The 22023-nt window shown below is 73.4% G+C and carries 21 protein-coding genes; 17 read left to right on the top strand and 4 right to left on the bottom strand.

What is annotated here, in order from left to right; all coding sequences use genetic code 11:
* Positions 1–116: 116 nt before the first annotated feature.
* The 5 genes from BJY28_RS15130 to BJY28_RS15110 all read left to right on the top strand — a co-directional run bounded on the left by BJY28_RS15130 (position 117) and on the right by BJY28_RS15110 (position 5636).
* Complete coding sequence (locus tag BJY28_RS15130; RefSeq protein WP_179463734.1) at positions 117–1109, top strand: nitronate monooxygenase; 993 nt, start codon at positions 117–119, stop codon at positions 1107–1109.
* A complete protein-coding gene (locus tag BJY28_RS15125) occupies positions 1106–2011 on the top strand; it encodes a crotonase/enoyl-CoA hydratase family protein (protein WP_179463733.1) in 906 nt (301 codons plus the stop codon). Before BJY28_RS15130 ends, BJY28_RS15125 begins: the two co-directional genes overlap by 4 nt.
* Positions 2011–2727: an ABC transporter ATP-binding protein gene (locus BJY28_RS15120; protein ID WP_179463732.1), complete on the top strand. Its 717-nt coding sequence runs from the start codon at positions 2011–2013 to the stop codon at positions 2725–2727. The genes BJY28_RS15125 and BJY28_RS15120 overlap by 1 nt, the downstream gene beginning before the upstream one ends.
* A complete protein-coding gene (locus BJY28_RS15115) occupies positions 2720–4144 on the top strand; it encodes a hypothetical protein (protein WP_179463731.1) in 1425 nt (474 codons plus the stop codon). The genes BJY28_RS15120 and BJY28_RS15115 overlap by 8 nt, the downstream gene beginning before the upstream one ends.
* Before the next feature lie 85 nt (positions 4145–4229).
* A complete protein-coding gene (locus tag BJY28_RS15110; RefSeq protein ID WP_179463730.1) occupies positions 4230–5636 on the top strand; it encodes a bifunctional folylpolyglutamate synthase/dihydrofolate synthase in 1407 nt (468 codons plus the stop codon).
* 31 nt (positions 5637–5667) lie between these two features.
* On the opposite strand, the gene BJY28_RS15105 is transcribed toward BJY28_RS15110, so the two are convergent.
* Complete coding sequence (locus tag BJY28_RS15105) at positions 5668–6306, bottom strand: NAD(P)H-dependent oxidoreductase (RefSeq protein WP_179463729.1); 639 nt, start codon at positions 6304–6306, stop codon at positions 5668–5670.
* A gap of 145 nt (positions 6307–6451) precedes the next feature.
* Between BJY28_RS15105 and BJY28_RS15100 the strand changes: the two genes are divergently transcribed.
* From BJY28_RS15100 to lpdA, 9 genes are all read left to right on the top strand, one after another.
* On the top strand, positions 6452–7132 hold the full coding sequence (locus BJY28_RS15100) for a TetR/AcrR family transcriptional regulator (protein WP_179463728.1): 681 nt from the start codon (positions 6452–6454) through the stop codon (positions 7130–7132).
* 174 nt (positions 7133–7306) lie between these two features.
* A complete protein-coding gene (locus BJY28_RS15095; RefSeq protein WP_179463727.1) occupies positions 7307–7687 on the top strand; it encodes a DUF4233 domain-containing protein in 381 nt (126 codons plus the stop codon).
* Positions 7688–7697: 10 nt separating this feature from the next.
* Positions 7698–8129, top strand: coding sequence for a nucleoside-diphosphate kinase (ndk, locus tag BJY28_RS15090; RefSeq protein ID WP_179463726.1), 432 nt, complete (start codon positions 7698–7700; stop codon positions 8127–8129).
* A 24-nt stretch (positions 8130–8153) separates the two neighbouring features.
* The gene (mreB, locus tag BJY28_RS15085; protein WP_179463725.1) at positions 8154–9182 is read left to right on the top strand and encodes a rod shape-determining protein MreB; all 1029 of its coding nucleotides are present in this window, start codon (positions 8154–8156) and stop codon (positions 9180–9182) included.
* Positions 9182–9979, top strand: a complete 798-nt coding sequence (gene mreC / locus BJY28_RS15080; RefSeq protein WP_179463724.1) for a rod shape-determining protein MreC — start codon at positions 9182–9184, stop codon at positions 9977–9979. Before mreB ends, mreC begins: the two co-directional genes overlap by 1 nt.
* Positions 9976–10518 (top strand): rod shape-determining protein MreD, encoded by a 543-nt coding sequence (gene mreD, locus BJY28_RS15075; RefSeq protein WP_179463723.1) that lies wholly within the window; start codon positions 9976–9978, stop codon positions 10516–10518. The genes mreC and mreD overlap by 4 nt, the downstream gene beginning before the upstream one ends.
* Positions 10518–12515, top strand: coding sequence for a penicillin-binding transpeptidase domain-containing protein (locus BJY28_RS15070; RefSeq protein ID WP_246313429.1), 1998 nt, complete (start codon positions 10518–10520; stop codon positions 12513–12515). Before mreD ends, BJY28_RS15070 begins: the two co-directional genes overlap by 1 nt.
* Positions 12516–12709: 194 nt before the next feature.
* Positions 12710–13219 (top strand): hypothetical protein, encoded by a 510-nt coding sequence (locus tag BJY28_RS15065; protein WP_179463722.1) that lies wholly within the window; start codon positions 12710–12712, stop codon positions 13217–13219.
* A gap of 100 nt (positions 13220–13319) precedes the next feature.
* The gene (gene lpdA, locus BJY28_RS15060; RefSeq protein WP_179463721.1) at positions 13320–14711 is read left to right on the top strand and encodes a dihydrolipoyl dehydrogenase; all 1392 of its coding nucleotides are present in this window, start codon (positions 13320–13322) and stop codon (positions 14709–14711) included.
* 47 nt (positions 14712–14758) lie between these two features.
* Here the strand turns inward: lpdA and BJY28_RS15055 are convergent, their stop codons facing one another.
* Entirely contained in the window at positions 14759–16189 is a 1431-nt protein-coding gene (locus BJY28_RS15055) for a sugar porter family MFS transporter (protein WP_179463720.1), read from the bottom strand.
* A 102-nt stretch (positions 16190–16291) separates the two neighbouring features.
* Complete coding sequence (locus BJY28_RS15050) at positions 16292–17632, bottom strand: SAM-dependent methyltransferase (RefSeq protein ID WP_179463719.1); 1341 nt, start codon at positions 17630–17632, stop codon at positions 16292–16294.
* A gap of 230 nt (positions 17633–17862) precedes the next feature.
* Here BJY28_RS15050 and rpsO point away from each other — a divergent pair, with 230 nt between their 5' ends.
* Together rpsO and BJY28_RS15040 are read left to right on the top strand one after the other, a co-directional pair.
* Entirely contained in the window at positions 17863–18132 is a 270-nt protein-coding gene (rpsO, locus tag BJY28_RS15045) for a 30S ribosomal protein S15 (protein WP_179463718.1), read from the top strand.
* Between the two features lie 209 nt (positions 18133–18341).
* A complete protein-coding gene (locus BJY28_RS15040; RefSeq protein WP_179463717.1) occupies positions 18342–20723 on the top strand; it encodes a polyribonucleotide nucleotidyltransferase in 2382 nt (793 codons plus the stop codon).
* A gap of 217 nt (positions 20724–20940) precedes the next feature.
* On the opposite strand, the gene BJY28_RS15035 is transcribed toward BJY28_RS15040, so the two are convergent.
* Positions 20941–21087, bottom strand: a complete 147-nt coding sequence (locus tag BJY28_RS15035; protein WP_179463716.1) for a hypothetical protein — start codon at positions 21085–21087, stop codon at positions 20941–20943.
* Between the two features lie 179 nt (positions 21088–21266).
* Between BJY28_RS15035 and dapB the strand changes: the two genes are divergently transcribed.
* Complete coding sequence (gene dapB, locus BJY28_RS15030; RefSeq protein WP_179463715.1) at positions 21267–22007, top strand: 4-hydroxy-tetrahydrodipicolinate reductase; 741 nt, start codon at positions 21267–21269, stop codon at positions 22005–22007.
* Positions 22008–22023 lie beyond the last annotated feature (16 nt).

The following is a 22023-nucleotide window of genomic DNA, read 5'->3' as shown; positions in this document are numbered from 1 at the left end:
GGTAGCCATACCTGACCCTATGAGCCATTCCCGCTGGTCGGGTGGGCGCGCCGATGCCGTCCACGCCTCGTGCGGCCCCTCGGACGTGCCCGACCACGCGTGGCACAGTGGCCAGCGTGACTCTTCCCGACCAGCTCCGCGGCCGCCTGCGCCTGCCCGTCATCGCCTCGCCGATGTTCCTCGCCTCCGGGCCCGACCTCGTCATCGGTACCTGCCGTGCCGGTCTGCTCGGCACCTTCCCGGCGCTCAACCAGCGCACCACCGAGGGCTTCGAGGAGTGGCTGACCCAGATCGAGGAGGCGCTGGCCGCCCCCGCCGACGGGGGCCGGGAGGCCGCCCCCTTCGGCGTCAACCTCATCGTGCACCGCACCAACAAGCGGCTCGAGGCCGACCTGGAGCGGATCGTCGCCCACCAGGTGCCGCTGGTCATCACCAGCCTCGGCGCCGTCAAGGAGGTCGTCGACGCGGTGCACTCCTACGGCGGGCTCGTCTTCCACGACGTCACCAACGCGGGGCACGCCGCGAAGGCCGCGCAGGCCGGGGTAGACGGGATCATCCTCGTCAGCGCGGGTGCGGGCGGGCACGCCGGGGCGATCAACCCCTTCGCGCTCATCGCCGAGGTGCGCCGCGTCTGGGACGGGCCGCTGGTGCTCGCCGGCGCCCTCTCCACCGGGCGGGACGTGCTGGCCGCGCAGGCGGCCGGCGCCGACCTGGCCTACATGGGCACCCGCTTCCTGGCCACGCAGGAGGCCACGGTGACCACCGACTACAAGGAGATGATCACCAGCCACGGCGCCACCGAGATCGTCTACACCCCCTCGATCAGCTCGATCCCGGCGAACTTCCTCCGAGGCAGCATCGTCTCGGCGGGCCTCGACCCGGAGCGGCTCGCCCAGCCCGACCGGGTCGACCTCGAGCACGTCACCAACCCGCACGACGGGGCGGCCAGCGACAGCAAGGCCTGGCGCGACATCTGGTCCGCCGGCCAGGGGGTCGCGGCGATCGACGAGGTGCTGCCGGTGGCCGACCTCGTCGAGCAGCTGTGCACCGAGTACGACGAGGCGGCCACCCAGCTGCGGGCCACCATGGACGAAGGGAGCGCCCGATGACCGACGGCACCTACGAGACCCTGCGGTACGCCGTCGACGAGGACGGCATCGCGACGATCACCCTCGACCGGCCGGACGCGCTGAACTCCTTCACCGTGCAGATGCACCACGAGCTCATCGACGTCATCACCCGGGCCGGCCAGGACGACAGCGCACGCGCGGTGATCGTCACCGGCGCCGGCCGGGCCTTCTGCGCCGGGATGGACCTCAGCGCCGAGGGCAACGTCTTCGGGATCGCCGAGGACCGCGAGCCCACCCCGGCCGAGGTCGCCGAGCGGCCCACCGACCCGGACATGCTCGACGGCATCCGGGACACCGGCGGCAAGGTGACCCTGGCGATCTTCCGCTGCCCCAAGCCGGTCATCGCCGCCATCAACGGCCCGGCCGTCGGCATCGGCGCGACGATGACCTGCGCCATGGACTTCCGGCTGGCCTCCAGCAGCGCGAAGATCGGGTTCGTCTTCGGCCGGCTCGGGATCGTCCCGGAGGCTGCGAGCAGCTGGTTCCTGCCGCGGATCGTCGGCCTGCAGACCGCCCTGGAGCTCTGCTACACCGCCGAGGTGCGCGGCGCGCAGGAGATGGCCGACCTCGGCTTCGTCCGCTCCGTGCACGAGCCCGACGAGCTGCTGCCGGCAGCCAAGGAGCTGGCCCGCCGCCTCGTCCAGGGCCGCTCCCCGGTCGGCGTGGCGCTGACCCGGTGGATGCTCTACCGCAACTCCGCGGCCACGCACCCCTTCGAGGCGCACGCCGTGGAGTCGATCGCCATGCAGCAGACCTCGATGGGCGACGGCAAGGAAGGGGTGGCCGCCTTCCTCGACAAGCGGGAGGCCGAGTTCACCTCCCGGGCCAGCGAGCTGCCCGCCTTCGTGCCCTGGGACCCGCGCGACCAGATCGTCCCCTGATGGGGGACACCGACGGCGACAAGGGAGACGGGGGGAGCGGCGCTGCCGCCAGCGAAGGCCGCGAGAACCGGGTCGTCATCGAGGAGGTCTCGGTCGCCATCGACCGGAGGCCCTTGCTGGCGCCGGTCAGCGCGACCGTCGAGCCGGGCACCTGCCTGGCGGTGCGCGGCGAGAACGGCTCCGGCAAGACCACGCTGCTGCGGGTGGTCGCCGGGCTGCTGCGCCCGAGCAGCGGCCGCGTACGGATCGGCGACCAGGTCGTCGACGAGCGGCTGCCACGCACCCGGCAGCAGGTGGCCACCCTGCTCGGCGGCAGCGCCGCCTACCGCGACCTGACCGTCTGGGAGCACCTGCTGCTCATCGACGCCTCCTGGGGCGGGGACGAGGCGAGCGTCGACCACCGCGCCGGGCGGGTGCTCGACCTGCTGCGGATCGAGGGCCTGGCCGACCGCTTCCCGCACCAGCTCTCCTCGGGGCAGAGCCACCTCGTCGACCTCGCGCTGGTGCTCTTCCGGCCTGGTGACGTGCTCGTCCTCGACGAGCCCGAGCAGCGTCTGGACGACGAGCGTCGCGCGATCGTCGCGGACGTGCTGCGTGATCGCGCAGACGCCGGCGCCACGGTGCTCATGGCCACCCACGACGCCGAGCTGACCGAGGCGGTGGCCGACGAGGTGCTCACCCTGACCACCGCCGACCACGAGGCCGCCGGTGGCTGAGCAGGCCCCTGCCCTCGACACGGCCGTCGACGCCGCCGGCTCCCGGTCCCGGGTCGCTGGCGCGCTGACGGTGCTGCGACGCGGCTCCTCGGCCGGGTCCGCCGGCGGGGTCGCCTACGTCGTCTACGTCGTCGCCCTGCTGGCTGCGGTCTACGGCTTCCCCTACGGCCGGACGATCTTCGCCTCCCTCGGCAGCGACCAGGTCGAGCGCCTGGCCCGCGACCCGCTGACCATCGTCCTCGTGGCCGTCGGCTATCTCGGGCTGCTGCTCGTCGCGCTGCGCGGCGCCCGGATCACCGGGCCGGTGGCGCCGCCGCCGGTGTGGACCCGGCACGTCGTCGCCGCACCGGTGGACCGGGCGCTGGCGCTGCGACGGTGGTGGTGGTTGGCGCTCGGCGGGGTGGTCGGCACGGGGCTGGTGCTCGCCCTCTTCCTCGGGCTCTCGCTGTGGTCCGCCGGGGTGACCGGCCCGCTGGGTGCGGCCCTGTGCGCGCTCGTCGGTGCGCTGGCCGGGCTCCTCGTGGCCCGGGTCTGGCTCACCGGTCAGGCGCTCGTCGAACCCGACCTGGCCGGGCAGAGCGCCTGGCGGCCGGCCGGTCAGCTGCGTCGGCTGTCGGTGACCTCGCTGCTCGCCCAGGCCGAGCGCACCACCCTGGTCGCCGGGGGCGCGCTGCTCGGCCAGAGCTCGGTGCTGCGCGAGCAGCTCGTCCGGTCGCCGCGCGCCGGTCGCGCCCGGCTGCGGCCGGGCCGGGGGATCGTGCTGCGCCGCGACCTGCTCGCGGTGCGCCGCGGCACCGGCTGGGTCGTGCCCAGCCTGCTGCTGCTCGTCGCCGGCTGGGTGCTCGCCCGGACGGTGCTCGACGACCTGCCGCTGCTGCTGCCGGTGGGCGCGGTGCTGCTGCACCTCGGGGTCTCCGGCTGGAGTCTCGGGCTGCGCGCCCAGGCCGACCGGTCCGGGGCGCCGCCGCTGCTCGGCTGGTCCGCCGAGGGGGAGGCGCTGCGGCACCAGGCCCTGCCCGCGCTCGCCGGGGTGCTGCTGCCGACGCTGGCGGCGGCAGCGGTCCTCGTCATCGGTGGCTCGCCGGGCGGGCGAGCGGTCGACGGGGTGTCGTGGGCCGGCGCCCTGCTGCTCGCGGCGGCGCTCGTGCCGGTGTGCCTGGCTGCGGTCACCTGGGCCGCCTTCCGCTCGCCGCCGGCCATCCAGGCCGTCCCGCCGCGCTCGATGATCATCATGCTGATCCTGTGGTGGCTCGGGCCCATGCTGCTCGTCGTCGCCGTGGCCGGGGTGGCCTGGTGGTGGGGTGGCGGCAGCCTGGCGGCGACCAGCGTGATCGCGGCGGGGCTCGGCGGCGGGCTGCTGCTGCTCGTGCTCGTCACCGTCGTCGGGCCGGGGAGGGCGACGATCCTCGGAGGGTGACCGCGGCCGCTGCGACCCCCGCCGCCACGGCCAGGCGGGTACGCCCGTTTCCGTGGTGCGCCGCGCTCCTGGGAGGATGCTCGGCATGCCCGCACCCGACTCCGCCCAGCGCGAGGCCGCCCGACAGCTCGAGCTGCGCAAGCAGGTTCGCGAGCTCGAGGAGGCGATCCTCGCCCGTGCCCCCGAGCACGACCTGCAGCCGAGCCTGGAGCGCATCCAGGCGGTGATGGACCTGCTCGGGGAGCCGCAGCGGACCTACCCGGTGATCCACCTGACCGGCACGAACGGCAAGACCTCCACCGCGCGGATCGCCGAGTCGCTGCTGCGCGAGATGGGCCTGAAGGTCGGCCGCTTCACCTCGCCGCACCTGCACGACATCCGCGAGCGGATCACCATCGGTGGTGAGCTCATCAGCCGCGAGGCCTTCCTCGCCGCCTGGGCGGACGTCGCCCCCTTCGTCGAGGCCGTGGACTCCCGCTCGGTCGCCGAGGGTGGGCCGCCGATGACCTACTTCGAGGTGCTCGTCGCGATCGCCTACGCCGCCTTCGCCGACGCCCCGGTCGACGTGGCGGTGGTCGAGGTCGGCATGGGTGGCTCGTGGGACGCGACCAACGTCGTCGACGCCCCGGTGAGCGTGGTCGGGCCGATCGCGCTGGACCACCAGCACTTCCTCGGCGACTCGGTGCTGGACATCGCCGAGGAGAAGGCGGGGATCATCGCGGCCGACGCGATCACCCTCGTCGGGGTCCAGGAGGACGAGGACGTCATCGGCGTGCTGGTCGAGCGCGCCGAGCAGGTCGGTGCACGGATCGCCTTCGAGGGCAACGACTTCGGGATCACCGAGCGGGACGTCGCGATCGGTGGCCAGCAGGTCTCGATCAAGGGGCTGGCGGCCGAGTACAGCGACGTCTTCCTGCCGCTGCACGGCGAGCACCAGGCCAGCAACGCGGCGGTCGCGGTGGCCGCGGTCGAGGCCTTCGTCGGCGGCGGCGAGCAGCCGCTGGAGGAGGACGTGCTGCGCGCCGGGCTGGCCGCGGCGACCTCGCCGGGCCGGCTGGAGATCGTCCGGCGCAGCCCGACGGTGCTCGTCGATGCCGCGCACAACCCGCACGGAGCACGGGCGCTCGCGGCGGCGCTGAAGGACTCCTTCACCTTCGTCCGGCTCGTCGGGGTGCTCGCCGTGCTCAAGGACAAGGAGGCCACCGAGATCCTCGAGGCCCTCGACCCGGTGCTCGACGAGGTGGTCATCAGCCAGACCACCTCGCCGCGGGCGATGTCGGCCCGCCAGCTGGGCGAGCTGGCCGTCGGGGTCTTCGGCGAGCACCGGGTGACCGTGGTCCGCGACCTGCCGGACGCCCTGGACCGGGCCGCCGAGCTGGCCGACGAAGGGGGCGTCGCCGGCGGCGTCGTCGCCACCGGGTCGGTGATCACGGCCGCGGAGGTGCGGATGCTGCTGGGCACGGAGAGCACCGAGGACCTGCCCCAGGGCTGAGCGCGCTCAGCGTGCGCCGACCGTGGTCGGCTCAGTGCGCGCCGACGGTCGCCGGCTCGGTCCGCCGCACCGGCTCCGGCGGGGTGCTCGGCAGCCCCGCCGCATCCTTGGTGCCGAGCCTGGCGACCTCGTCCAGCCAGCCCTGCCGGCCCGCCAGATCGGAGCTGCGCACCGGGCCGTAACGGGTCACCCGCACCGGGGAGACGCCGCTGAAGCCGAGCGTGCCGCGGCCCACCTGGCGCTCGGTCGGGCGACCGCTGAGCAGGTTGAGGTACCAGCCGGGGGAGTCGGTGGTGAGGATCAGCCGGGCGGTGCGGCCCTTGAGGTGGCCGACCGGCAGGCCCCGCGGGCTGTAGTGGTAGGCCCAGCGCACCTCGAAGACCCGGTCGAAGAAGCCCTTGAGCAGGGCCGGCACCGAGCCCCACCAGATCGGGGCGACGACCGCCAGGTGCCGGGCGTCGGAGATCTCCTGCTGGGCGCGGACGAGGTCGGGCTCCAGCGGCTGCGCGCCGCGCAGCCCCTGGTGCAGCACCGGGTCGAAGTCGAGGTCGCGCGGGGTGAGCCGGGCGACCTGCGTCCGGTCGGACGCGCCCTGGGCGTACCGGTCGGCGAGGGCGGCGCACAGCGAGTCGGGGTCGGGGTGGGCGTCAATGACGAGCAGCTGGGTCATCGGGGTCTCCATCTCGGGACGGGCGGGTTCGCGGCTCGGCCCTGCATGCAGGAGGGCCGTCGCGCCTCGGCGTGGGGCCGAGTCTCACCCTGATCTAGTCACTGTCTAGTTCGGGTGATCCTGAGCCTGACGTAGGATCTTGCGCATGTCAAGATCTGTCTCGGAGGTCTCCGCCGGCGAGGGCTCGGCCGATGCTGAGGGAGTCGTCGGCCGCGATGTGGCCGGCCACGACGCCGTGGACACCGCCCAGGGGAGCGCGTCGACGCCCTACCATCACGGCAACCTGCGGCAGGCGCTGCTCGACGCCGCCCTCGAGCTGCTCGTCGAGACCCCCGCGACCCGGCTCAGCCTGCGCCAGGTGGCCCGAGCGGCCGGCGTCTCGCACGGGGCGCCCTACCACCACTTCGCCGACAAGGACGCGCTCGTCGCCGCCTGCGGCACCGAGAGCCTGCGGCGGCTGGCGGCGCACCAGCACGACAGCGTGGCCGGGCAGGACGACCCACGGGAGCGGCTGCTCGCCTTCGGCCGGGCCTACCTCGACTTCGCCGTGCGCCGACCGAGCCTCTTCGCCCTCGTCTTCGATCCCGAGCTGTGCGACCCGGCCGACCCGAAGCCGGAGAACATCCCCTACCTCACCCAGCTCGACACGGAGCTTGCCGAGGTCGTCGCCGAGGGGCAGCGCGCCGGGCTGCTGCCGGCGGGGCCGACCGAGGAGATCGCGCACGCCCTCTGGGGCACCGTCCACGGGCTGGCGCTGCTCGTCTCAGCCGGGCACCTCAGCGCCGCCCAGGCCGAGGCCGCCCTGGTCACGGTGGTCCGCGACTGACATCGCTCTGCGACCGGGGCAGCACGCACCTCTCGGCGACGCCCTTCGTCAGGACGCCCTTCGCCAGCCGGTGTCGAGAACCTCTCGGTCCCCGGACAAGCCTTCCCCCGACAACGAGCCTTTATCGGGTTACCCGATAAAGGGGAGGTGAGGGGGTCGCCTAGGGTGAGCGGCATGCGGGCCCCTGGCAAGTTCACCTGGCGGATGCTCGCCACCGTCCTCGGCGGGCAGGCGCTGGTCATCTTCTTCGGCGCGCTCGTCGCCCGCGGCCTGCGGGTCGAGGAGAGCAGCGACCTGCCGCTCGGGCTGACCCCCTTCGTCGTGATGTGCGCGGTCGCCGTGCTCGCGCTGCTCGCCGCCGGGATGGTGCGCCGACCCGGCGGTCCGGTGCTCGGCTGGGTGGTCCAGGGGCTCACCCTGCTCAGCGCGATCTGGGTGCCGACCATGCTGGCGATCGCGGTGGTCTTCGGGGCGCTCTACGGCTACTGCCAGTGGCAGGGGACGAAGATCGACGCCCGCACCGCCGCCGCGGAGGCCGGACCGGCCTCCCAGTAGGGTGGGCCGCGTGACCGAGATCGACCGCTCCCTCGTCCTGATCAAGCCCGACGGCTACCGCCGCGGCCTCACCGGGGAGGTGCTGCGCCGGATCGAGGCGAAGGGGTACACCCTGGTCGCCCTGCAGGTCACCTCCGCCACCCGGGAGCAGCTCGCGCAGCACTACGCCGAGCACGAGGGCAAGCCCTTCTACGAGCCGCTGCTGGAGTTCATGTCCTCCGGACCGCTGACCGCGGCCGTCATCGAGGGGCACGGCTGCATCCCCGGCTTCCGCTCGCTGGCCGGCGCCACCAACCCCACCGAGGCCGCGCCCGGCTCGATCCGCGGCGACCTCGGCCGTGACTGGGGGCTGGCCGTCCAGCAGAACATCGTGCACGGCTCGGACTCCCCGGAGTCGGCCGCCCGGGAGATCACCATCTGGTTCCCGGGCATCGCGTCCTGACCGACGCCGACGTAGCATCCTCCCGTGGCAGGTCGTCGGTGGTGGGTGGGCGCTGACCTGGCGATCGACCTCGGGACCGCCAGCACCCTGATCCACCGTCAGGGCGAGGGGATCGTCCTCGACGAGCCCACCGTCGTCGCCCTCGACGCCGCCTCCGGCGCGCTGGTCGCCGCCGGATCCCGCGCCAAGGAGATGCTCGGCCGCACCCCGGGCACCATGCGCGCGGTCCGCCCGCTACGGCACGGCGTCGTCTCCGACCCGGACGTCACCGAGCAGATGCTGCGCTACTTCACCGACCAGGTCGGCATCTCCCGGGTGCTGCGCCCCCGGATGGTGATCTGCGTGCCCAGCGAGGTCACCGGGGTCGAGCGACGGGCCGTCGAGGAGGCCGCCCTGCGGGTCGGCGCCCGCTCGGTCTACCTCGTCGAGGAACCGGTGGTCGCCGCCATCGGCGCTGCCCTCCCGGTGACCGACACCCAGGCCAGCGTCGTCGTCGACATCGGCGGCGGCTCCACCGACGCCGCCATCCTCGCCCTCGGCGGCGTCGTCGCCTCGCGCAGCGCCCGGGTCGCCGGCGACGCCCTCGACGAGGCGATCACCCAGCACGTCAAGAGCGAGCTGTCCCTGCTGCTGGGGGAGCGCAGCGCCGAAGAGGTGAAGATCGCCGTCGGGTCGGCCTACCCGCTGGCCCAGGAGCACAGCACCCGGGTGCGCGGACGCGACCTGCTCACCGGGCTGCCGCGGACCGTCGAGCTGGGCTCGGGGCAGGTGCGCCGGGCGATCGACCCGCCGGTCCGGCAGATCATCGACCTCGTCCGCGCCCTGCTGGACCGCTGCCCGCCGGAGCTCTCCGGCGACGTGCTCGGTCGAGGCGTCACCCTGACCGGCGGCGGGGCGCTGCTGCCCGGGCTGGAGGCGCGGATGCAGCACGAGCTCGGGGTGCCGGTCACCGCCGCCACCGACCCGCTGCGTGCCGTCGCCCGCGGTGTCGGGCGCTGCGTCGACGACTTCGCCGCGCTGCAGCCCGTGCTCGTCGACGGCCACCGCTTCTGATGCCCCGCTCGCTGCCCGGCCGCCTGCTCGCCGCGCTGCTCGGGCTCACCCTGCTGGTCGTCGTCGCCGACGTCATGGGCGCGCCGCTGGGACCGCTGCGCGGCGCCGGCTCCAGCGTCCTGGGGCCGCTGGAGCGCGTCGTCGCCCCGGGCGCCGACGCGCAGGACCGGCTGGCCGAGGAGAACGCCCGCCTGCAGGAGCGCGTCCGCACCCTGGAGGACGACGCGGCCACCGCGGAGCAGCTGGCCGACCTGCGCGGCTCGGCCGCTGCCGGCGACCACGAGCTGCTGCCGGCCCGGGTGGTCGGCATCGGCCGGGCCGGGGCGGCCGGCCCCACCCAGGTCACCCTCGACGCCGGGTCCCAGGACGGGGTGGTGGACGGCAGCGCGGTGATCACCGCGGACGGGCTGGTCGGCCGGGTGGTCGACGTCACCGGACGCACCAGCGACGTCGAGGTGCTCGGCTCGTCCCGGGCCCAGGTGGCGGTGCGGGTCGGGCCCGACCGGGTGCTCGGCTCGCTCACCGGCGCCGACCCCACCACCGAGCGCGCCGCGGACGAGCTCGTCGTGACCTCCCTGGCCCGCGACCGGGTCGAGGCCGGCGACGCGGTGGTCACCCTCGGCAGCCCCGGGCAGAGCCCCTACCCGCCGGGGGTCGCGGTCGGCGAGGTGGTCTCGGTCCCGGACCGCCCCGGATCGCTCACCGACACGGCCGTGGTCGCCCCGTCGGTCGACCTCGCCGGGGTCGACGTCGTCGGGGTGCTGATCCCCCCGGCCGGCACCGAGGACGGCTCATGAGCCGGGTCGGTCCCGGCGTCAGCTCCCGGGTCGGCTCCGGTGCCGGCGCCCTGCTGCGGCTGCGCTGGTCGGTGCGGGTGCTCGCGGTGCTGCTCGCCCTCACCCTCGTGCTCGCCCTCGCCGCCCGCGGCGTGCTCGCCCCTCCCGACCTGGTGCTGCTCGTCGTCGTCGCCGCCGCGCTCGTCTCCGGCTCACGCGCCGGCGCCGGCCTCGGTCTCGTCGGCGGCTGGCTGCTCGACCTCGCCCCGCCCGGCGGGGAGCCGCTGGGGCTGACCGCGCTCACCCTCGGGGCGGCCGGCTGGGTGGCCGGGACCGCGCACCGCCGGGCCGGGCACCCGTGGTGGTGGCCGGTGCCGGTGGTCGCGCTGGCCTTCCTCACCTCCCGGCTCGTGCCGGTGCTGCTCGACCTCGCCGTCGGCCGCCCGGTGGCCTGGGGATCGCTGACCTGGCAGCTGGTTGCCACCGCGACCCTCGGCCTCGTCGTCGTGCCCCTGCTGGAGCGTCTCGACGCCGCTCTCGTCCGACGCCGGTGGGCCTGATGCGCCGCGCCCCGCACCTGCAGGTGCGCATGCTCGGGCTGCTCACCGTGCTCGCGCTGCTCGCCGCGCTGCTCGTCGGCCGGCTCGGTCAGCTGCAGGCGAGCGGGCCGGACGAGGCGGCCGGGGCCGCAGCCGCCCCGGACACCCGGACGGTGGCCGTGCCCGCGCTGCGCGGCCGGATCCTCGACCGGGACGGGGTGCCGATCGCCGACAACGACCGTCGCACCGACGTGACCATCGACCGGCGGGTGCTCGCCGACAGCGACGACGGCGGTCGCGCGCTGGTGCGGCGGGTCGCCGAGGCGCTGGACCGGCCCGTCGACGAGCTGTGGGCCCGCACCACCCTGTGCGGCGCACCCGGCGCCGCCGACCCGCCACGCTGCTGGCCCGGCTCCGCCTACGTCCCGGTGCCGGTGGTCGAAGGGGTGGCCAAGACGGAGGCGTTGGCGCTCACCGAGACCCCCGAGCGCTACCCGGGTGTGCAGGTCGTCACCAGCCCGGTCCGCAGCTACCCGAGGATCGCCGGCGGGGGCGGGGCGCCGCAGACGATCGGCTACCTGACGCGGGCGGACGCCGAGACCGTCGCCGAGAGCGACGGGACGCTGGCCGAGGGCGACCTGGCCGGCGCCGCCGGGCTGGAGCAGCACTATGACGAGGAGCTGCGCGGTCGCCCCGGGCAACGGGTGGTGCGCGTCGACGGACGCGGCGTGGTCGTCGAGGAGGTCTCGCGGACCGCCGCGCAGCCGGGCCGGGACCTCGTGACCACCCTCGACGTCGGCGTGCAGCGGGCCGCAGAGCGGGCCCTGGCCGACGGGATGGCCGACGCCCAGGACCGGGACCGGCCGGCCACCTCCGGCGGTGCGGTCGTCCTCGACCTCGCCGAGGGCGGCGTGGTCGCCTCGGCCAGCCGGCCCACCTACGACCCCGCGGTGTGGAGCGGCCCGGTCACCCAGGAGCGCTACGAGCAGCTGACCTCCGGCGGCGACAACCCGCTCGTGGACCGGGTGCTGGGCGTCGCGCAGCCGCCGGCGTCCACCTTCAAGGCGGTCACGCTGCCGGGCGCGGTCCGGGCCGGGGTCGACCTCGAGCGACCGGTGCCGTGCACCGCGAGCTACCGGATCGGGGACCGCGAGTTCCGCAACTTCGAGTCCCGGGCCTACGGCACGATCAGCTGGCACCAGGCCCTGGTCGTCTCCTGCGACACCGTCTTCTACCGGGTGGCCGAGCAGGTGTGGCGCGACCAGGGCGGCATCGACGCCGAGAGCGACCACGGCGACCCGCTCATCGAGACCGCCCGCTCGTTCGGGCTCGGCGAGGCCACCGGCGTCGACCTGCCCGGGGAGGTCGACGGACGCATCCCCGGCCGCGAGTGGAAGCGGGAGTACTGGGAGCAGACCAAGGACGAGGCCTGCGCCCGGGCCGAGGACGGCTACCCCGGGATCGACGACGAGAGCCGGGCCGACTACCTCACGAGGCTCGCCGAGGAGACCTGCCGCCGCGGCTACCGCTACCAGCCCGGCGACGAGGTCAACCTCTCCATCGGCCAGGGCGACGTCACCACGACCCTGCTGCAGATGGCCCAGGTCTACGGCACCATCGCCCGGGCCGGCAGCGAGCCGCAGCCGCACCTCGGCGACGCGCTCGTCACGGTCGACGGGCAGCAGGAGGAGCTGCCGGCGCCCGAGCCGGAGCAGGTGGACATCCCCGAGGGGTCCGGCGCGCTGATCCGGGACGCGCTGGCCGACGTGGTCACCGAGGGCACGGCGGCCTCGGCCTTCGCCGACGCCGACCTGCCCGCCTGGTCGGTGGCCGGCAAGACCGGGACCGCGGAGGTCTTCGGTGAGGAGGACACCTCCTGGTTCGTCTCCTGGGGGCCGACCTCCGACCCGCGCTACGTGGTCGCCGTGGTCGTCGACGAAGGGGGTACCGGCGGCTCGACGGCGGCCGGGATCGCCGCCGACATCCACGAGCACCTGGCCGCCCACGAGCGCGGCTGAGCGGTCCCAGCCCGAGGACGAGGGTGCGGCTCGGTACCCCCATGGGCTAGCGTCCTGCCTGCACCATGGGAGGGCAGGGGACGGTCCGCGGACCGCGTCCGGCAGCCGTGCAGGCTGCCGGTGCGCGTCCACGGGTGGCCGGGGCTCCCAGCAGGACCGTGGCGCGTCCCGTCCTGAACCCAAGGAGCCACACCATGCAGCGCACCCGTCGCACCGGCCTGTCGGTGCTCATGTCCCTCGCCCTCGTCGGCGGCCTCGCCGCCTGCGGCGACGACAGCGAGGAGACCGCCACGTCTACCTCCAGCTCGGCCGAGTCCAGCTCGGAGGACACCGCCAGCGAGACCTCGGAGGACACCGCGAGCGAGACCTCCAGCGAGACCCCGGAGGAGACCAGCAGCTCCTCGGAGAGCACGTCGGAGACCTCCAGCTCCTCGAGCAGCGCGGCCGCCGACTCCGGCGAGAAGCCGCCGAAGCAGGACGTCATCGACGGCTACAGCGCCATCGTCACCGAGATGATGAGCAGCCTGCCCGAGGACGCCGTCGACCAGGCCACCACCTGCCTCGTCGACGAGATCTACGACGACGCCTCCGTGCAGACGCTGCAGGCGCTCGCCGACAGCGAGGTCAACAACGTCAACCCCGACGACGTGAGCCTCTTCCAGGACGCTCAGACCACCTGCACCGAGTCGCTCAGCCAGGGCTGACCCGCACCCGCGGGAGCACGCGAGCCGCCGGGCGATCTGCCCGGCGGCTCGCGCGCGTCCCGGCTGCATGCGCGGCCCCCGCCCGCACTAGGGTGGAGCCATGTCTGACTTCGATGTCGTGGTCCTCGGTGCCGGTCCTGGTGGGTACGTCGCGGCGATCCGCGCGGCCCAGCTCGGGAAGAAGGTGGCCGTCGTCGAGAAGAAGTACTGGGGCGGGGTCTGCCTCAACGTCGGCTGCATCCCCAGCAAGGCGCTGATCAAGAACGCCGAGCTGGCGCACACCCTGACCCACGAGAAGAAGACCTTCGGCATCGAGGGCGACGCCACGATGTCCTACGGCCCGACGCACGCCCGCTCCCGCAAGGTCAGCGCCGGCATCGTCAAGGGCGTCCACTTCCTCATGAAGAAGAACAAGATCACCGAGATCGACGGCTGGGGGACCCTGACCAGCCCGACCTCGATGGACGTGGACCTCAACGACGGCGAGACCCAGAGCATCACCTTCGACAACCTCATCATCGGCACCGGTGCGGTCACCCGGATGCTGCCGGGCGTCGAGGTCAGCGAGAACGTCGTCACCTACGAGGAGCAGATCCTCGACGAGGAGCTGCCCGGCTCGATCATCATCGCCGGCTCCGGCGCGATCGGGGTCGAGTTCGCCTACGTCATGAAGAACTTCGGCGTCGACGTCACCATCGTCGAGTTCCTCGACCGGATGGTCCCGACCGAGGACGAGGAGGTCTCCAAGGAGCTCCTCAAGCACTACAAGAAGCTCGGCGTCGACGTGCGCCTGGGCACCAAGGTCGAGCAGGTCGAGGACACCGGCTCCGGGGTCAAGGTCACCGTGACGAAGGGGGAGGAGAGCGAGGTCCTCGAGGCCGACAAGCTGCTCTCGGCGATCGGCTTCGCCCCCCGGGTCGAGGGCTTCGGCCTGGAGGACATCGGCGTCGAGCTCACCGAGAAGGGCGCCATCGCCATCGACGAGTACGGCCGCACCAACGTCGACGGGGTCTACGCCATCGGCGACTGCACGGCCAAGCTCATGCTGGCGCACACCGCCGAGGCCCAGGGCGTCGTCGCCGCCGAGCACCTGGCCGGCGCCGAGACGATGCCGGTGGAGTACGACTTCATCCCGCGGGCGACCTACTGCCACCCGCAGATCGCCTCCTTCGGCTACTCCGAGGAGCAGGCCAAGGAGAAGGGCTACGACGTCAAGACGGCGAAGTTCCCCTTCAGCGCCAACGGCAAGGCGATGGGCCTGGCCGACGGGGTCGGCTTCGTCAAGGTCGTCGCCGACGCCGAGCACAACGAGATCATCGGCGCGCACATGATCGGGCCGGACGTCACCGAGCTGCTGCCGGTGCTCACCCTCGCCCAGAAGTGGGACCTGACCGCCGACGAGGTGGCCCGCAACGTCTTCGCGCACCCGACGTTGACCGAGTCGGTCAAGGAGGCCGTCGAGGGCATCGCCGGCCACATGATCAACCTCTGAGCGACCCGGTCCGAGGGCGACCGCCCTCGGACCGGGTGCGTTCGTGGCTACTGCATGTCCTCCAGCTCCTTGCCCTTCGTCTCCGGCACGAACCTCATGACGAAGAAGAAGGACAGCAGCGCGAAGAAGGTGTAGAAGCCGTAGGCGAACCACAGCCCGATGTCGGCCATCGACGGGAAGCTCGTGGAGATGGCGAAGTTCGCCAGCCACTGCGCGGCCGCGGCGATCCCGATGGCCAGCGAGCGGATCGTGTTGTTGAACATCTCGCCGAGCAGCACCCACACCGCCGGGCCCCAGGACGCGCCGAAGAAGACGACGAAGGCGTTCGCCGCGACCAGCGCGGTCATCGCCGCCGAGTCCGAGAGCACGGGCACCGACTCGCCGGCCGAGTTCACGACGATGTCCGCCTGGCTGAAGACCCAGGCCATGATGCCGAGGCTGACCGTCATCCCGGCCGAGCCGATGAGCAGCAGCAGCCGGCGGCCGATCTTGTCGATGAGCGCGATCGCCACGACGGTGACGACGATGTTGGTCACCGAGGTGATGACCGTGCGCTGCAGCGCCTCGTCCTCGGAGATGCCGACCGCCTGCCACAGCGTCGTCGAGTAGTAGAAGATGACGTTGATCCCGACGAACTGCTGGAAGACCGACAGCGCGACGCCGATCCACACGATCGGGAGCAGGCCGCCCCCGGGCTTCTTGAGGTCGGCGAAGGAGGAGCGCCGGTCCGCGGCGATGGTGCGCTTGATCTCCTTGATCCGGGTGTCGATGCCGGTGGTGAGCACCTCGCTGAGCACCTCGCGCGCGGTGCGCTCGTCGCCCTGGCGGATGAGGAAGCGCGGCGACTCGGGGATGGTCAGCGCGAGCACGCCGTAGGCCACCGCCGGGATCGCCTCGGCGATGAACATCCAGCGCCACGCGGCCAGCCCGAACCACAGCTCCTCGGCGGCGCCGCCGGCCGCCGCGGCCAGCGCGAAGTCCGAGAGCAGCGCGACGAAGATGCCGATGACGATCGCCAGCTGCTGCAGCGAGCCCATCCGGCCGCGGATCGGGGCGGGGGAGATCTCGGCGATGTAGGCCGGTGCGATGACCGAGGCGGCGCCGACGCCGAGGCCGCCGAGGACCCGCCAGAAGATCATGTCCCAGGCGCCGAAGGCGAGGCCGGAGCCGATCGCCGAGATGGTGAAGAAGCCGGAAGCCAGGACCATCACCCGGATCCGGCCGATCCGGTCGGCCAGCCGACCGGCGAGGTAGGCACCGGCCATGCAGCCCAGCAGCGCCGAGGAGACGGTGAAGCCGGTCATCCCGGAGCCTAGGCCGAACTCGTCGGCGAGCGGGTCCACCGCGCCGTTGATGACCGAGGTGTCGAAGCCGAAGAGGAAGCCGCCGAGCGCGGCCACCACGGCCAGCTGGACGACCTTGGCGATGTGGTAGCCGCCGTCGGCACCGGGTGCCGGGGCGGTGGCGGGTGAGGTCATGGCGTGCCTCCGGGCCGTCGGGACCGACGCGCCTGAGGCTTGCTCACCGCGTCGGTGCAGGTGAACGGCTCAACGGTAGACCTCCCGGACCCTTCGTGCGCGTCAGCGAGCCTCGGGTCGTCGGGCGAGGATCTGGTCGACGCCCATCCGGCCGTCCCGGAAGGCCTGCCGGCCGCCGACGAGGTAGAGCCGCCACACCCGGGCCATCTCCTCGCCGACCAGGTGGACGATCGCGTCGTGGTTCTCCTCGAAGCGGGCGATCCAGCCGTCCACGGTGCGCACGTAGTGCTCGCGCATGGCCCGCACGTCGCGCACCTCGAGGCCGCCGGCCTCGATGAGCTCGACCGTCTCGCCGAGCGGGCGCATGTGCATGTCCGGGGCGATGAACGACTCGATGAAGGCCCCGCCGCCCGGCCGGGTGCGCCGCGACATCTGCTGGATGAGCACCCGGCCGCCGGGCCGGACGTTGCGCCGCAGCGCCTCGACGTAGGTCGGGTAGCTGCCCTGGCCGACGTGCTCGCCCATCTCCAGCGAGGCGGCCGCGTCGTACGGGCCGTCGTCGACCTCGCGGTAGTCCTGCAGCCGCACCTCCACCCGGTCACCGAGCCCGCGCTGCTCCACCCGCGCCTGGACGAAGGCCTGCTGCTCCGCCGAGATCGTCACGCCGGTGACCCGGGCGCCGACGTGCTCGGCGGCGTGCAGGGTGAGGCTGCCCCAGCCGCAGCCCACGTCGAGCAGGTGCATGCCCGCGCGCAGACCGATCGCGCGGCAGACCAGGTCGAGCTTGGCCCCCTGCGCCTTCTCCAGCGCGGCCTCCTCGGCGGCCGGGTCGAGCGCGTCGGCCAGGACGCCGTCAGCGGCGAGGTCGTCGCCGTACCAGCCGCAGGAGTAGGCCATCTGCGGGTCGAGCACGAGCTCGTAGAAGTCGGTGGAGACGTCGTAGTGGTGGCTGATCGCCCGACGGTCCCGCCCCAGGGTGTGCAGCCGGCCGCGCAGCACCGCCTGCGTCGCCGGCGGCGGCAGCGGGCGACCGAGCGCGCCGTGGTCCTTGGCGATCCGGCCCAGCGCGGCCAGCGTCCGGGCCAGGTCGGTGGGGGAGGGGCGGGTCAGTCCGCGCTCGGCGACCGCCGCGCGGCCCCGGTCGAGTGCCTCGCCGAGGTCCCCGTCGACGTCCACCGCGCCGGTGACGAAGGCCTGGGCCGCGCCCAGCTCGCCTGGGCTCCACAGCAGGCGTCGCAGCGCGTCCGGGCGGTGCACGAGCACCGTGGGGCCCTCGGCCGGTCCGGCGACGGACCCGTCCCAGGCGCGCAGCCGCACCGGGAGGCCGCCGCGCAGCACCGGGCGCAGCGCCTCCTCGAGGGCGGAGGCCACGGGCTCCCGGCCACCTGCGGTGCCGGGCGCCGGGGCGTCGGCGGGTCGGGTCTCGGCGGACGGTGCGGTCATCGCTCTCCTGCTCTCGGTGCGTGGTGGTCCGGGGGTGCCGCGGTGCCGGGCGGCTCGCGGATCGACCTGGCCTTCGGCGCCGCCTGGCCCCTCGGATGGGCGATTATGGCCCGTGGGCCTGCGCCCGGTATCGTTGAGGGTGCCGTGAGATCGGCCGCGGACCGACAGAGCCCCGGTGGACCAGCCCGGGCGCGCCGCGCAACGACCCAGACAAGGAGCAGTGTCCCAGCATGCCGCTGACCGCTGACGTGAAGAAGCAGATCATGGACGAGTACGGCACCGGCGACGGTGACACCGGCTCCCCGGAGGTGCAGGTCGCCCTCCTGACCCAGCGCATCAAGGACCTCACCGAGCACTCCCGCGAGCACAAGCACGACCACCACAGCCGTCGTGGTCTGCTGCTGCTCGTCGGCCGCCGGCGTCGTCTGCTGCGCTACCTCGAGACCACCGACATCGAGCGCTACCGCTCGCTGATCAAGCGGCTCGGCCTGCGCCGATGACCTGACGCGAAGGGGGCGCCTCCCGATCACCCGGGAGGCGCCCCCTTCGCGCGCAACCACCCAAGCTCCCGTGCGCGCGGCACGGTCCCGACCGGCGAGGACGCCGGACCCCGGGGAGGGCGGCCGAGGCCGCCCGTCCGCGCAGACCAAGAGACACCTCCCGGCACAACGACGATGACCGGGACCGCTAGAGAGAAAGCGAGGGCCCAATGGAGGGTCCAGAGATCCAGACCGCCGAGGCGACCATCGACAACGGTTCCTTCGGCACCCGCACCGTGAAGTTCGAGACGGGCCGCCTGGCCAAGCAGGCCGGGGGCGCCGTGGCCGCGTACCTCGACGAGGAGACGATGCTCCTGTCGACCACCGCGGCCGGCAAGACCCCGAAGGACCACTTCGACTTCTTCCCGCTGACCGTGGACGTCGAGGAGCGGATGTACGCCGCCGGACGTATCCCCGGCAGCTTCTTCCGGCGTGAGGGCCGCCCCGGCACCGACGCCATCCTCACCTGCCGGCTCATCGACCGCCCGCTGCGCCCGTCCTTCGTCAAGGGCCTGCGCAACGAGGTCCAGGTCGTCATCACCGTGCTCTCGGTCCACCCGGACCACCAGTACGACGTGCTGGCGATCAACGCCGCGTCCGCGTCCACCCAGATCTCCGGTCTGCCCTTCTCCGGGCCGATCGGTGCCGTGCGCGTCTCGCTCATCGACGGCCAGTGGGTCGCCTTCCCGAACTTCTCGGACATCGAGCGCTCCACCTTCGACATGGTCGTCGCCGGGCGGATGGTCGGCGACGACGTGGCGATCATGATGGTCGAGGCCGAGTCCACCGACGCCACCTGGGACCTGGTGACCAACCAGGGCAAGCAGGCGCCGACCGAGGAGGTCGTCGCCGAGGGCCTCGAGGCGTCCAAGCGCTTCATCCAGGTCCTCTGCGAGGCCCAGGCCGACCTCGCCGCCCGGTCGGCGAAGCCGGTCGAGGAGTTCCCGATCTTCCTCGACTACGAGGACGACGCCTACGCCGCCGTCGAGCAGGCCGTCTCCGGCCCGACCGCGGAGGCGCTGACCATCGCGGCCAAGCAGGAGCGCGAGGACCGGCTGGACGAGATCAAGGACGGCCTGAAGGCCGACCTGGCCGGCACGCCGGAGGCCCCCGGGGCCTTCGCCGGCCGCGAGAAGGAGATCTCCGCCGCCTTCCGCAGCCTGCAGAAGGCGCTGGTCCGCCAGCGCATCCTGCGCGACAAGGTCCGCATCGACGGCCGTGGCCTCGCCGACATCCGCGCCCTGGGCGCCGAGGTCGAGGTGCTGCCGCGGGTGCACGGCTCGGCGCTCTTCGAGCGCGGCGAGACCCAGATCATGGGTGTCACCACGCTCAACATGCTCAAGATGGAGCAGCAGATCGACTCGCTGAGCCCGGTCACCAAGAAGCGCTACATGCACAACTACAACTTCCCGCCGTACTCGACCGGTGAGACCGGCCGGGTCGGCTCGCCGAAGCGCCGCGAGATCGGGCACGGTGCGCTCGCCGAGCGTGCCCTGCTGCCGGTGCTGCCGAGCCGCGAGGAGTTCCCGTACGCGATCCGTCAGGTCTCCGAGGCGCTGGGCTCCAATGGCTCGACGTCGATGGGCTCGGTCTGCGCGTCCACCCTGTCGCTGCTCAACGCCGGTGTGCCGCTGCGCGCCCCGGTCGCCGGCATCGCCATGGGCCTGGTCTCGGACGAGGTCGACGGTCAGACGCAGTACGCCGCGCTGACCGACATCCTCGGCGCCGAGGACGCCTTCGGCGACATGGACTTCAAGGTCGCCGGCACCAAGCAGTTCGTCACCGCGATCCAGCTCGACACCAAGCTCGACGGGATCCCGGCGTCGGTGCTGGCCGGGGCGCTGACCCAGGCCCGCGACGCGCGTCTGCACATCCTCGACGTGATGAACGAGGCCATCGACACCCCCGACGAGATGGCCCCGACCGCCCCGCGGATCATCACCGTCCAGGTGCCGGTCGACAAGATCGGTGAGGTCATCGGCCCGAAGGGCAAGATGATCAACCAGATCCAGGACGACACCGGCGCGGACATCTCCATCGAGGACGACGGCACCGTCTTCATCGGCGCCACCGACGGCCCGTCCGCGGACGCCGCGCGGAACGCGATCAACGCGATCGCCAACCCGCAGATGCCCGAGGTCGGGGAGCGCTTCCTCGGCACGGTGGTCAAGACGACGACCTTCGGCGCGTTCGTCTCGCTGCTGCCGGGCAAGGACGGCCTGCTGCACATCTCCGAGGTGCGCAAGCTCGTCGGCGGCAAGCGGATCGACGCGGTCGAGGACGTCCTCGGCGTCGGCCAGAAGGTCCAGGTCGAGCTGAAGGAGGTCGACCCGCGCGGCAAGCTCAGCCTGGCCGCCGTGCTGACCGACGAGCAGCAGGCCGAGCTGGACTCCGGCCAGGGCGACCGCGGCGGTGACCGTGGCGACCGCGGTGGTCGTGACGGCGGTCGTGACGGCGACGGCGAGCGTCGTGAGGGCGGCCGACGCCGCCGTCGCGGTGGCGGCCGTGGCGACGAGGGCTCCGACGCCTCCGGCGAGGGCGACGAGGGCTGACCTCGTCCCTCGGACCACGACGACGGGCCGGCTCCTGCACGACGGGAGCCGGCCCGTCTCGTGCGTTCGGCGGGGCCGGGCACGACCCAGTGGTGGGCGGCGCGGCGGCTGCCCGCCCGGACGCACCTCGGACGCACCCCAGACGCAGCTCGGCCCCGTCACCGGTGCGGTGACGCGGCCGAGGCGAGGCAGCGGGCGTGCTGCCGACGATCCGTGGTCAGGCGGCCGAGCGACGGCTGGCGCGACGGGTGTTGTCGGTCCAGCGCATCTCCATGCGGGTCCGGCCGTCCGCACCGCGGACGGGCACCCAGGTGAGCGTGAGCCGCTCGGAGCGCTGGGGCGTACGAAGCGTGGTGACAGTCATGGTGGACACCTCCTGTTCATCTTCCGTTCACCAAAGACTAGCACCAAGGTGAACGAAAGGTGAACACCGCCGGGATCGCTCGGCGTGTCCTGCCGGGTGCCCGTCCGCTGAGGCGGGCTCTCCGCCGGGCAGCCGGGCGCGTGCCGAGGGGGTGGGTCCGGGCTCACTAGAGTGGCGTCATGACGATCCAGGTGGCAGTGATCGGCGCCGGCGGGCGCATGGGTGCGACGGTCTGCGAGGCGGTCGAGGCCGCCCCGGGCACCGAGCTGGTGGCCCGGTTCGACGAGGGGGACGACCTCGGCGACCTCGGCGGCGCCCAGGTCGCCGTCGACTTCACCGTCCCGGACGTCAGCCCCGGCAACGTCGCCCGCTGCGTGCGCCAGGGGGTGCACGTCGTCGTCGGGACCAGCGGCTGGGGTGAGGAGAAGCTCTCGGCGCTGCGCGAGCAGCTCGCCGAGCGGCCCGAGGTGGGCGTGCTCATCGCGCCCAACTTCGCCATCGGGGCGGTGCTCATGATGCAGTTCGCGCAGCAGGCGGCGCGCTTCTACGAGTCGGTCGAGGTCGTCGAGCTGCACCACCCGCGCAAGGTGGACGCCCCCAGCGGCACCGCCGCGCGCACCGCCGAGATGATCGGCCAGGCACGCGCCGAGGCCGGCCTCGGCGAGGTCCCGGACGCCACCACCGACGACCCGGACGGGGCGCGCGGTGCCCTGGTGCACGGCGTGCCGGTGCACGCGGTGCGGCTGCGCGGCCTGGTGGCTCACCAGGAGGTGCTGCTCGGCGGCGAGGGGGAGCAGCTGACGATCCGGCACGACTCCTTCGACCGGGTCTCCTTCATGCCCGGGGTGCTCACCGGCATCCGCGAGGTGGGCGCGCACCCCGGCGTGACCGTGGGGCTGGAGCACTACCTCGGGATCTGAGCCTGGCCCGCTGCTG

Source organism: Janibacter alkaliphilus, assembly GCF_013408565.1.
In the GTDB taxonomy this organism is placed as follows: Bacteria; Actinomycetota; Actinomycetes; order Actinomycetales; family Dermatophilaceae; genus Janibacter; species Janibacter alkaliphilus.
Note: the sequence above shows the minus strand (reverse complement) of the source record. Positions and strands in the feature narration are given on the sequence as shown.